Annotated in this window: 11 protein-coding genes; 5 read left to right on the plus strand and 6 right to left on the minus strand. The window is 73.8% G+C overall.

Annotation, left to right across the window (positions count from 1 at the left end):
- Positions 1-37 precede the first annotated feature (37 nt).
- The gene (locus ACFYOV_RS22455; protein ID WP_389090064.1) at positions 38-1,276 is read right to left on the minus strand and encodes an ROK family protein; all 1,239 of its coding nucleotides are present in this window, start codon (positions 1,274-1,276) and stop codon (positions 38-40) included.
- Positions 1,277-1,625: 349 nt separating this feature from the next.
- Here ACFYOV_RS22455 and ACFYOV_RS22460 point away from each other — a divergent pair, with 349 nt between their 5' ends.
- Positions 1,626-2,759, plus strand: coding sequence for a methyltransferase (locus tag ACFYOV_RS22460; protein WP_389090065.1), 1,134 nt, complete (start codon positions 1,626-1,628; stop codon positions 2,757-2,759).
- A 36-nt stretch (positions 2,760-2,795) separates the two neighbouring features.
- Here the strand turns inward: ACFYOV_RS22460 and ACFYOV_RS22465 are convergent, their stop codons facing one another.
- Together ACFYOV_RS22465 and ACFYOV_RS22470 are read right to left on the minus strand one after the other, a co-directional pair.
- Entirely contained in the window at positions 2,796-3,662 is an 867-nt protein-coding gene (locus ACFYOV_RS22465) for a ketose-bisphosphate aldolase (RefSeq protein WP_389090066.1), read from the minus strand.
- Between the two features lie 21 nt (positions 3,663-3,683).
- Positions 3,684-4,565, minus strand: a complete 882-nt coding sequence (locus ACFYOV_RS22470) for an SIS domain-containing protein (protein WP_389090068.1) — start codon at positions 4,563-4,565, stop codon at positions 3,684-3,686.
- A 130-nt stretch (positions 4,566-4,695) separates the two neighbouring features.
- Here ACFYOV_RS22470 and ACFYOV_RS22475 point away from each other — a divergent pair, with 130 nt between their 5' ends.
- Entirely contained in the window at positions 4,696-5,475 is a 780-nt protein-coding gene (locus ACFYOV_RS22475) for a DeoR/GlpR family DNA-binding transcription regulator (protein WP_389090069.1), read from the plus strand.
- Positions 5,476-5,550: 75 nt separating this feature from the next.
- Entirely contained in the window at positions 5,551-7,386 is a 1,836-nt protein-coding gene (locus tag ACFYOV_RS22480; protein ID WP_389090070.1) for a glycoside hydrolase family 15 protein, read from the plus strand.
- Positions 7,387-7,389: 3 nt separating this feature from the next.
- Here ACFYOV_RS22480 and ACFYOV_RS22485 read toward each other — a convergent pair whose 3' ends face one another.
- Positions 7,390-8,376, minus strand: coding sequence for a hypothetical protein (locus ACFYOV_RS22485; RefSeq protein WP_389090071.1), 987 nt, complete (start codon positions 8,374-8,376; stop codon positions 7,390-7,392).
- Between the two features lie 245 nt (positions 8,377-8,621).
- Between ACFYOV_RS22485 and ACFYOV_RS22490 the strand changes: the two genes are divergently transcribed.
- Both ACFYOV_RS22490 and ACFYOV_RS22495 read left to right on the plus strand, forming a co-directional pair.
- Positions 8,622-9,314: a phosphatase PAP2 family protein gene (locus ACFYOV_RS22490; protein WP_389090073.1), complete on the plus strand. Its 693-nt coding sequence runs from the start codon at positions 8,622-8,624 to the stop codon at positions 9,312-9,314.
- A gap of 210 nt (positions 9,315-9,524) precedes the next feature.
- On the plus strand, positions 9,525-9,950 hold the full coding sequence (locus ACFYOV_RS22495) for a cellulose binding domain-containing protein (protein ID WP_389090074.1): 426 nt from the start codon (positions 9,525-9,527) through the stop codon (positions 9,948-9,950).
- On the opposite strand, the gene ACFYOV_RS22500 is transcribed toward ACFYOV_RS22495, so the two are convergent.
- Positions 9,905-10,540, minus strand: a complete 636-nt coding sequence (locus ACFYOV_RS22500) for a class F sortase (RefSeq protein WP_389090076.1) — start codon at positions 10,538-10,540, stop codon at positions 9,905-9,907. The genes ACFYOV_RS22495 and ACFYOV_RS22500 overlap by 46 nt on opposite strands.
- A gap of 190 nt (positions 10,541-10,730) precedes the next feature.
- Positions 10,731-11,053, minus strand: a 323-nt coding sequence (locus ACFYOV_RS22505; RefSeq protein WP_389090077.1) for a hypothetical protein, incomplete at its 5' end; no start/stop codon positions are given.

Below are 11,053 nucleotides of genomic sequence, written 5' to 3' on the forward strand. Positions count from 1 at the left end.
CTTTCTGCGGTCGGGGGGACGAGGAGAGCGGGATCGGTCAGACCAGTGCCCCGAGGGGGTCGTCCAGGACCGGCTGCCAGGCCAGTTCCGCGGCGCCGACCAGGCTGTTGTGGTCCAGAGTGCAGGCGAGGATGGGGACCCCGCCACTGCGGCCCCACAGACTGCGGTCGGCGACGACGGCGCGCAGGCGGTCCGGGTCGGCCTCGAGGAGGGTGCGGTGCAGGCCGCCGAGGATGATCCGGTCGGGGTTGAGGATGTTCACCAGTCCGGCGAGCCCGAGGCCGAGGCGGTCGATCAGGGCCTCGGTGGCGGTGCGCACGGCCGGGTCGTCGTAGTGCTCTCGCACCAGGTGCTCGGCCTGCTTCAGCAGGGACATCTCGGGGCCGGGCGCGCGTCCGGACGCCGTGAGCAGGGCCAGCGGGTCCGCCTCCACGTCCAGGCAGCCCCGGCCGCCGCAGTGGCAGGGGCGGCCCTCGGGGTTGACGGTGAGGTGACCGACCTCCAGGGCCAGACCCGAACTGCCCGAGTGCAGACGGCCGTCGAGCACCAGCGCGCCGCCGACACCCCGGTGGCCGGTGGCCACGCACAGCAGGTCGCGCGCGCCGCGCCCGGCGCCGTGCCGGTGCTCGGCGAGGGCGGCGAGGTTGACGTCGTTGGCCGCGAAGGCGGGCCCCTCGATGCCGGCCGCGCGCACCTGCTCGGCGAAGATCTCCCGTACCGGTGCGCCGACGGGCCAGGCCAGGTGCAGCGGGTTCAGCGCCAGGCCCTCCGGCTCGGCGACCGCGGACGGCACGGCCAGCCCCGCGCCCACGCACCGCCGCCCGGTCTCCCGCAGCAGTTCGGCCCCGGCCGCGACGACGGAGCCGAGCACCTTCGCGGGATCGGCGTCCACGACCTCGCAGCCGGGCGCGGTGGCGACGATACGGCCGCCCAGCCCGACCAGGGCCGCCCGGAAGCCGTCGGCGTGCACCTGCGCGGCGAGTGCCACGGGCCCGTCCTCGGCGACCGAGAGCCGGTGCGAGGGGCGCCCCTGCGAACCGCCCGCCGCACCCGGCCGGGCGTCCACCCGGATCAGCCCGAGGGCCTCCAGTTCGGCGGCGACCGCGCCGGCCGTGGCCCGGGTGACGCCGAGTTCGGCGGTGAGCACGGCGCGCGTGGGAGCGCGTCCGGTGTGCACGAGCTCCAGCGCGGGGCCGAGCGCTCCCCGCCCCCGGTCCAGCCGCGTCCTCGAGGTGGTCCCTTCCCCCGCCGGCCGGGGGTCCGCCTTCCCGCTCATGAGGGCGAGTCTGTCATGATCGGCCGTCCCGGCGGTCCACCGGTGGCCGCCCCCGGGCGTGATGTCCGGTCACCCTGTCGGCCCCAACTCCCGCGGTGGCGTGCCGGCGTGCACAAGGGGCGTTCCGCCAGGAGGGAGGGCCGGGACCGCCCACCGGCACCGGAAGATCGCACCGGACCGCCCCCGTACGGGCGTCGAGCGGCGCAGTGGGCCACCCCCGCTCCCCGGGCACGCCGGTCGCCCCGCCTCCCGGGCCGGCCGGGAAACAGCGCGGCGTCCCCCCGCGCCGTCCTGGCCGACACGGTCTGAGCTGCTGCTCGGCTAGCCTGGACGCACGATGAACGACCGTATGACGACTGAGTGGGGCGCGCCTGTTCTGGCCCGCTTTCCCGAGGACCCGCGCGAGAGGCTGCGTGCCTGGGACGCATCCGACGAGTACCTCCTGCGGCACCTCGCCCGGCAGCGGGTCGCGCTGTCCGGCACGGTCGTGGTCGTCGGGGACCGCTGGGGCGCCCTTGTGACGGCGCTCGCGGCGCACGGGCCGACGCAGATCACCGACTCCTGGCTCGGTCAGGAGGCGACCAGGGCCAACCTGGCGCGCAACGGCGTCGAGCCGGGCGCGGTCCGACTGCTCACCACGCAGGATCCCCCGCCGGGGCGGATCGACGTCCTGCTGGTGCGGGTGCCCAAGAGCCTGGCGCTGCTGGAGGACCAGTTGCTGCGGCTGGCGCCCGCGATGCACGAGGGGACCGTCGTCGTGGGCACCGGCATGGTCAAGGAGATCCACACCTCGACCCTGAACCTGTTCGAACGGATCCTGGGGCCGACCCGGACCTCGCTCGCCGAGAAGAAGGCCCGGCTGATCTTCTGCACACCGGACCCGTCGCTGGAGCGCCCCGCCAATCCCTGGCCGTACCGCTACGCCCTGCCCGGCGACGTGGGCCCCGTCTCCGGGCGGACGGTCGTCAACCACGCGGGCGTCTTCTGCGCCGACCGACTCGACATCGGCACCCGGTTCTTCCTCAGGCACCTGCCCACCGCCCCGGTCGGTGGACGGGTGGTGGATCTGGGGTGCGGCAACGGCGTCGTGGGTACGGCGGTGGCACTGGCCGATGCGCGGGCCGAGGTGCTGTTCGTGGACGAGTCCTTCCAGGCGGTGGCGTCGGCCCAGGACACCTACCGGGCCAACGGGGTGCCGGGACACGCGGAGTTCCGGGTCGGGGACGGGCTGACGGGGGTGCCGTCCGACAGCGTGGACGTGGTGCTCAACAATCCGCCGTTCCACTCCCACCAGGCGACGACGGACTCCACGGCATGGCGGATGTTCACCGGCGCTCGGCGGACCCTGCGGCCGGGCGGTGAGCTGTGGGTGATCGGCAACCGGCACCTGGGGTACCACGCGAAGCTGCGGCGGCTGTTCGGCAACAGTGAGGTGGTGGCCGCGGACCCGAAGTTCGTGGTGCTCAGGGCGGTCAAGCGGTGACCGGGCGCCCTCGGCGAGGACGAGGGGCCCGCCGTTTCAGGGCAACTCCGGCCGGGGGCCCAGTACCTGGATGATCTCCGCCACCACCCGCGCCATCGCCTCCCTCCCGACGGTCAGGTAGCCGCGGGAGTCGACCGCCTCGGGACGGGTGGCGAGGAACTCCCTGATCGCGCCCGTCATGGCGATGTTCAGGGCGGTGCCCACGTTGACCTTCGCGATGCCACCGGCCACCGCCGCGGCGAGTTCGCCGTCCGGGACGCCGGAGGAGCCGTGCAGGACCAGGGGGACGGTCAGCGTGCCGGAGAGGCGTTCGAGCAGATCGTGGTCGAGGGTGGCGGTGCGGGTCGTCATGGCGTGGCTGCTGCCGACGGCGACGGCCAGGGCGTCCACACCGGAGTCGGCCACGAACGCCCGCGCCTGGTCGGGGTCGGTGCGGGCGCCGGGGGCGTGGGCGTCCAGCGGTGGCCGTCCGTCCTTGCCGCCGATCTCTCCCAGCTCCGCCTCGATCCACAGCCCCCGTGCGTGCGCCCAGTCGGCCGCGGCCCGGGTCGCGGCGAGGTTCTCCGCGTAGGGCAGCCGGGCCGCGTCGTACATCACCGAGCTGAATCCGGCGTCCGCCGCCTGGCGCAGCAGGGTGTCGCTGCGCACGTGGTCGAGGTGCAGCGCCACGGGCACGGCGGCGCGTCGGGCGGCGGTGACGGCGGCGCGGGCGAGGGGGAGCAGCCGGCCGTAGCGGAACCTGACGGCGTTCTCGCTGACCTGGAGGACGACGGGGGCGTTCACCGACTCGGCACCGGCGATGACGGCCTCGACGTGTTCCAGCGTGATGATGTTGAAGGAGGCTACCGCCGAGCGGGCGGCGGCGGCGCGGCCGACGAGTTCGCCGGTGGTCGTGAGGGGCACGGCCCGTCCTTTCCGGCTGTGTCAGGGGGCGAGGACGACCGAGCGGGTGAGGTGGCGCGGCCGGTCGGGGTCGAGGCCACGGGCCGCGGCGACGGCGACCGCGAGGCGCTGGGCGCGGACGAGTTCGGCGAGCGGGTCGAGAGTGCCCTCGATCCACCACCCGCCGGTGGCCCGGACCTGTTGGGCCAGACCGGCCGGTGCCTCGCCGAACATCCAGGTCGCGGTGGACGGGGCGGTGACCGCGATCGGACCGTGCCGGTATTCCATCGCCGGGTAGGACTCCGTCCAGGACAGTGACGCCTCGCGCATCTTCAGCGCGGCCTCGTGGGCGAGGCCCACGGTCCAGCCGCGGCCCAGGAAGGTGAACTGGGTGCGGTGGACGAGTTCGTGGGGCAGCGGCTCCCGCAGTGCGGTGCGCGCATCCTCGGTGACGGCGTCGGTGTGCAGGCCCAGGTGGGCACGCAGGAGGGTGAACGCCGTGGTCGCGAACCGGGTCTGCACGACGGACCGTTCGTCGGCGAAGTCCAGCACCACGACGTCGTCGGCCGCCGTCATGACCGGGGTGCCGGGGTCGGCGGTGAGGGCGGTGGTACGGGTGCGTCCCGTCAATCGGCCCAGCAGGTCGAGGACTTCGGTGGTGGTGCCGGAGCGGGTGAGGGCGAGGACCCGGTCGTAGGCGCGCCCGCATGGGAACTCCGAGGCGGCGAAGGCGTCGGTCTCGCCCCGGCCCGCGCTCTCGCGCAGCGCGGCGACCGCCTGGGCCATGTAGTACGACGTGCCGCAGCCGACGACGGCGACCCGCTCCCCCGGTGCCGGAAGCACCGGCGCCCGGGTCGCGGCGAGTTCCGCCGCGCGGGTCCAGCACTCGGGCTGGCTGTTCAGCTCGTCCTCGACATGCGTCATACCCGCTCCCTCGATGATTGTTCTTGCACGATAGATCCCCCTTTCGCGCACGATCAAGCATGAACGGGGAGGGTGCGTGCGTTAGGGTCGGCGTGGATCGAGGTGACACGGCCGCACGACGGGAGGGCGGATGTCGCGGGACGCCCGCTGGAAGGCGCTGCTGGAGCTGCTCGTCGAGCGTGGCCGGCTGGACGTCGAGGAGGCAGCGGCCGAGCTGGCGGTGTCGGCCGCGACGATCCGCCGGGACCTCGACCGGCTCGCCGAACAGCAGATGCTGGTGCGCACCCGGGGCGGCGCGGTCGTGCACGGGGTGTCGTACGAGCTTCCGCTGCGGTACGAGACCGCTCGCCGCGCCTCCGGGAAGCAGCGCATCGCCGAAGCGGTGGCGGGGCTCGTCACGCCCGGCGAGGCGGTGGGGCTGACCGGCGGCACCACCACCACGGAGGTGGCGCGGGCGCTGGCGGTGCGCGGCGATCTCGCGTCCGGATCGCCCGCGCTGACGGTGGTGACGAACGCGCTGAACATCGCCAACGAGCTCGCCGTGCGACCGCAGTTCAAGATCGTGGTGACCGGCGGGGTGGCGCGGGCGCAGTCGTACGAGCTCGTCGGGCCGCTCGCGGACGGCGTGCTGGCACAGATCACGCTCGACGTGGCGGTGCTCGGTGTTGTGGCCTTCGACGTGGCGCACGGCGCGGCGGCGCACGACGAGGCGGAGGCGGCGGTCAACCGGCTGCTGTGCGAGCGGGCCGAGCGGGTGGTGGTGGCGGCCGACTCCAGCAAGCTGGGCCGGCGGGCGTTCGCCCGGATCTGCGCGGCGGAGTCGGTGGACACCCTGGTCACGGATTCGGCGGCGGTACCGGAGACGGTGCGCCGGTTCCAGGAGGCGGGGCTGACGGTCATCGTGGTCTGACGTGCCCGGGCCGCCGCGGCCGGGGCTGCCTAAGCTGGCAGACGGGGACGGTGCTCGCCGGTCTGGGAGGCTGCGATGAACGGGACGGCCGAGGAGCGGGAGCGGTCCGGGGCGCGGCGGTACGTGCCGATCGCGGACCACGGGCTGATCGGTGATCTGCGCAGCGTCGCCCTGGTGGGGACCGACGGCACGATCGACTGGTACTGCTGCCCGTCCTTCGACGCGCCGAGCGTGTTCGCGGGGATCCTCGACGCCGAGCGCGGTGGCGCCTTCGAACTGGCGGCGGCGGTACCGGCCCGTACCAAGCAGTTCTACTTCCCCGACACCAACGTCCTGATCACCCGGTTCTTCACCGAGGACGGCGTCGGCGAGGTGCAGGACTTCATGCCCGTCGACGGGAACACAGCCGAGCGGGACCGGCACCGGCTGATCCGCAGGGTGCTGTGCGTGCGGGGCTCGCTCCCGTTCCGCACGCGGGTGGCGCCCCGGTTCGGCTACGGCACCCGGCCGCACACCGTGCGCCTGGCCGGCGATGTCGCCGTCTTCGAGTCCGGGGAGCTGTCGCTCGCGCTCACCTCGACCGTCCCGCTGGCGGCGGACGGCGACGACGTGCGGGCGGAGTTCAAGCTGGCCGAGGGCGAGGCGGCGGTGTTCGCGCTGGACCGGGTCGGCGGCGACGTCTCCCCTCGCGGCTGCGCGCGCACCGAGGCGGAGGAACAGTTCGGGCAGACCGTGCGCTACTGGCGGCGCTGGCTGTCCTCCTCCCGCTACCGGGGCCGCTGGCGGGAGATGGTGCATCGCTCCGCCCTCACACTGAAGCTGCTCACCTACGCGCCGACCGGCGCCATCGTCGCGGCGCCGACCACGAGCCTGCCCGAGGAGCTCGGCGGGGAGCGCAACTGGGACTACCGGTACGTGTGGGTGCGCGACGCGGCGTTCTGCGTGTACGCGCTGCTGCGGCTCGGCTTCACCGAGGAGGCCCGGGCGTTCATGGGGTTCGTCTTCCGCCACGTCAGCCCCGGCGACGGCAGCCCCTCCGGTCCCTTGCAGATCATGTACGGCATCGACGGCCGCACCGACCTGCCCGAGCGCGAACTCGGTCATCTGGAGGGCCACCAGGGCTCGGCGCCGGTGCGGGTCGGCAACGCCGCGGCGGATCAGCTGCAACTCGACATCTACGGGGCGCTGATCGACTCCATCTACCTGTACGACAAGTGGGCCGAACCCGTCTCCAGCGAGCAGTGGGACCACGTCTGCGCGCTGGTGGACTGGGTGTGCGAGCACTGGGACCAGCCCGACGAGGGAATCTGGGAGACCCGCGGCGGCCGCAAGAACTTCTTGTACTCGCGCCTGATGTGCTGGGTGGCGATCGAGCGGGCTGTCCGCATGGCCAGCCGACGCGGACTGCCCGCCGACCTGCCCCGCTGGCTGGCGAGCCGCGACGCCGTCTACCGGCGGATCATGAGCCGCGGCTGGTCCGAGGGGCGCGGGGCGTTCGTGCAGCACGAGGACGGCGACGTCCTGGACGCGGCAGTGCTGATGATGCCGCTGGCGAAGTTCATCGCGCCGACCGACCCCAAGTGGCTGTCCACGCTCGACTCCCTCACCGAGGACCTGGTGTCCGACTCGCTGGTCTACCGCTACGACCCCCAGGCGAGTCCCGACGGGGTGCGCGGTGACGAGGGCACGTTCTCGATCTGCTCGTTCTGGTACGTCGAGGCGCTGACCCGGGCCGGCCGGCTCGACGAGGCGTCCCTGGCCTTCGAGAAGATGCTCACCTACGCCAACCATCTCGGCCTGTACGCCGAGGAGATCAGTCATACCGGCGAGCAACAGGGCAACTTCCCGCAGGCGTTCACTCATCTCGCGCTGATCAGCGCCGCCTTCAACCTGGACCGGGCCCTGGGCTGAGGCTCAGTGGCCGTGGCCGTCGCCGGCGTGCTCCGGCGCACCGGACTCCGCTGCCGGGGTCTCCGCGGACGCCGTGGACCGGACGGTGAACGCCGCGGTGCGGACGACTCCGTCGTGCTTGAAGTCCAGGAACAGCCGGTAGCTGCCGCCGCTGGGTGCCGTCGCCGTGAACGTGACGTCCGGGCCGGGCTCGGTGGAGCCGTCGCCGGGCTCGCCGTTCGGATGCACGTGCAGGTAGGCGAGATCTCCGGAGCGCAGCGCGACGAGGTGGCCGTAGGCGCCGAGGTAGGGCTCGAGGTCGGTGACCGGCTCGCCGTCGCGGGAGACGGTCAGGCGCAGTTCACCGGCCCTGCCGGGGCGCAGCGATCCGGTCAGGCTCACCTCGTAGCCGTCGACGCGGGCGGTGCTCGCGGGCTTCGGCAGGTCCTGCGGCCGGTAGGGGCCGGAGGCGGCCAGGTCGGCTCCGAGGGTGAGGTTCGCGGCGCCCTTCTTGGCCGGGGTGAAGTCCGCGAATATCCGGTAGCCACCGGCCCGGGGCAGGTCGACGGGCGTGCTCCAGGTGCCGTCGGTGGCCCGGGTGGGGTGCAGATGGCGGTAGGTGACGAGGTCCCTCGAGGCCACGATGAGGTGCAGTTCCTTGTCGTGCTCGGGCCGGTACTCGGTGACGGCCCGGCCGCTGTCGTCGCGGACGGTGAAGCGCAGATCGGTGCGCTGTCCGGCTGCGACGCGGGGGGTCTTCAGGTCCAGGGTGTAGCCGCTCTCGGAGATCTGGAGCCCGCCGGCCGGGGCGGTCTCGTGCTCGCTGCGGGCGCCGTCCTCCTCGGTCGGTGGCGCGGACGGGGACTTCTGCTCGGCGTGGTCCCCGGCGTGCTTCCCGGCGGGCGCGCTGTCCGCGACGACCGGGTCGAGCCCCTGGCCGACGCCGTAGGCCGTGCCGAAGGTCGCGGCCAGCGCGGCGGCGAATGCGGTGATCTTCAGTCCGGTGTTCATGACCGTCTCTCCTCGGGACAGGGCCTGCGACTCGTCCTGAGCCGTTTCTCCACGACCCACACAGTACCCCCCTGGGGTATGTAGTCAAGTCGGGTCCGCATACGGGCGGGGGGTATCGGCCCGCTGTTGCCGCCGGTGGGGAACCACGGCCGAGCACACTCGGGGCCGGGGTGCGGGGCAGCGCCGGTGGATCATGCGTACCGTGGGCACCTGGTGATTCCCCCTTGCCACTGCGGGAGAGACAGATGAGCGAGCCGACCCCCACCGAATCGGACGTCACCCGTCCCCTCACGGCGCCCGTGCTGCCCGCCGACGGGCTGCGCCGGGTGATGTCCGCCGTACTCAGCGATCTCAGGGCCGTCGACGGAGCCCTGTACGCGGCGGTCGCCGCCACCCCGACTCCGACCCTCGACCGGGCACTGCGCCGCCTCTCCCACGCGGCCGACCACTCGAAGATCTCGTTCACCATCGCCGGCGCCCTCGCCCTGGCCGGGTCACGGCCGCGCCGGGCCGCGCTCGCCGGGGTGGGCGCCATCGCCGTGGCCTCCGCGTCGGCCAACCTGCTCGGCAAGCGGCTGGTGCGCCGGGCCCGGCCGGACCGGGAGGCGGCCCGGGTCACCGTGGACCGGCACGTCCCGATGCCGACGTCGGCGTCCTTCCCGTCCGGACACACCGCGTCGGCGGTGGCCTTCGCCACCGCCGTGGGGACCATCCTGCCCGCCGCCTCGGTGCCGCTCGGGGCGCTGGCCGCCACGGTGGGCTACTCCCGCGTCCACACGGGCGTGCACTACCCGGGTGACGTCGCCGCCGGCGCGGTCCTCGGCATCGCGAGCGCCGCGACCGCCCTCGCCGTGGCGGCGGCCCGTCTCCCGGCCTCGTACGGCCACCCCCGCACTCGGAACCGCCCCCAGTGGGCCGAGGCGGTGCGGCAGCGGTAGCCGCGGAGCTCCACGGACGTCCGCCGCGGCCGGGGCCGCACCCCGGAGGGCGCCCGGCCACGGCGCCCCGGCCACGGCTGCCCCGGCCGCGTCCTACACCTTTGCCGTCTACGCCCGGGACGCCGTGGGCAACCGCTCGCAGCGCTCCGGCACGGTCACGATCTCCCCGTCCCCGCCGGATCCGAGGCGTCCTGCGCGATCGGTTACCGGGTGGCCGGTGAGTGGCCCCGCGGGTTGCAGTGCGAGATCACGGTCCGCAACACCGGCGACTCGGCGATCAACGGCTGGACCCTGCGCCGGACCTTCCCGGACGGTCGGCGCATCAGCATCCTCTGGGGCGGTACCGCGTCCCAGAGCGGCGCGGAGGTCACCGTCGCCTCGGCCTCGTACACCGCGGCGATCCCCGCGGTCGGATCCGTCACCCCCTGGCTTCACGGCCATCCGGCCGGCCGCGAACCCCCGCCCCACCGCGTTCAACCTGAACGGTTCCGCCTGCTCCGTGAGCTGACACGGGGCGCCGCCCGGGAGAGGGACCCTCGGTCCCCTCCCTGGCGTCCACAGGCGGCACCGGACCGGTTCTGCGCGAGGGTTCAGGGCCGGACCAGGTGGGCGAAGACGACCAGGTTCTCCGTGTAGTCCCGGGCCGCGCGATCGTAGGCGCCCGCGCAGGTGATGAGCCGGACCTCCGGCCTGGGGGTGTCGGCGTACACGCGCTCGTTCGGGAAGGCCTTCTTGGCGAACGACTCGGCGTGGTCGACCACGAAAGTCGCCGTGCTCCCGTCCGCCCGCGCCACCTGGAACCGGTCGCCCTTCTTCAGTTCGTCGAGCCGTGCGAACACGGCCGGGGACGTCGCCGTGTCCACGTGCCCGGCGATGATCGCCGTCCCCGCTTCGCCGGGTGACACCCCGGCAGCGTGCCAGCCGACCAGGTTGGTGTTGTGCGGCGGTGGGGCCTCGAGCTGACCGGAACGGGCGATGGCGAGACCAGTGAACGGCGCGTCGACCTTGATCTTCGGGATGAGCAGCCGGGTCGGCGCGGACCGCGGCAGTGGCCGGACGGCCGGCGCGGCGGTTCCGGAGGGGGCGGTCGTGGCCGGACCGGAGACGGTGGCCGAGACGGCGGGGGGCGCGTGCGGCACCCGGGAGTCGTCGGGGGGCGCCTCCCGTCCGCCGAGCAGGCTCACCGCGAGCACCAGGGCAGCCGTACCCCAGAAGATCGCCGTCATGACGGCGCGCAGTCTCCGTCTCGCCGGCGACGGTTCGGTTTCGATGGGGGGAAGCGGGCTGGCTGCCATCGGGGGGACCACCTCATCATTCGGACACGGCAGCGGACACGGCACGGGGAAGGACAAGCGGGGCCGCCATGACGCGCGACGCGCGGACGGCGGCCCCGGCCACTATGTCGCCGGGCATGGCTCAGGCCACGCTTCCGGAGACCTTCTTGCGCCGCAGGGCGTACAGCCCGGCGCCGACGACACCCACGACGGCCAGGCCGCCCGCGGTGACACCCGGGTCGGCGAGGCCGCCACCGCCGGTGTGCATGCCACCGCGCGGCTTGTCGTGGTTCCAGCTCTTCTCCTTGCCGCTCCAGGACTCCTCACCCTGCGAGCCGCCGCTCTTCTCCTTGCCTCCCCAGTCCCCCTCGTTCACGGCAGTCAGAGCGCCACCACCGGTGTGCATGCCACCGTGCGGCTTGCCGTGCTCCTCCTTGCCGCTCCAGGACTCCTCGCCCTGCGAGC

The organism is Streptomyces sp. NPDC005931 (genome assembly GCF_042871235.1).
Taxonomy (GTDB): domain Bacteria; phylum Actinomycetota; class Actinomycetes; order Streptomycetales; family Streptomycetaceae; genus Streptomyces.

Coding starts and splice junctions, on each gene's coding strand:
- ACFYOV_RS22455 (WP_389090064.1), bottom strand. CDS start 1,276: ATGAGCGGGAAGGCGGACCCCCGGCCGGCGGGGGAAGGGACCACCTCG.
- ACFYOV_RS22460 (WP_389090065.1), top strand. CDS start 1,626: ATGACGACTGAGTGGGGCGCGCCTGTTCTGGCCCGCTTTCCCGAGGAC.
- ACFYOV_RS22470 (WP_389090068.1), bottom strand. CDS start 4,565: ATGACGCATGTCGAGGACGAGCTGAACAGCCAGCCCGAGTGCTGGACC.
- ACFYOV_RS22475 (WP_389090069.1), top strand. CDS start 4,696: ATGTCGCGGGACGCCCGCTGGAAGGCGCTGCTGGAGCTGCTCGTCGAG.
- ACFYOV_RS22480 (WP_389090070.1), top strand. CDS start 5,551: ATGAACGGGACGGCCGAGGAGCGGGAGCGGTCCGGGGCGCGGCGGTAC.
- ACFYOV_RS22485 (WP_389090071.1), bottom strand. CDS start 8,376: ATGAACACCGGACTGAAGATCACCGCATTCGCCGCCGCGCTGGCCGCG.
- ACFYOV_RS22490 (WP_389090073.1), top strand. CDS start 8,622: ATGAGCGAGCCGACCCCCACCGAATCGGACGTCACCCGTCCCCTCACG.
- ACFYOV_RS22500 (WP_389090076.1), bottom strand. CDS start 10,540: ATGACGGCGATCTTCTGGGGTACGGCTGCCCTGGTGCTCGCGGTGAGC.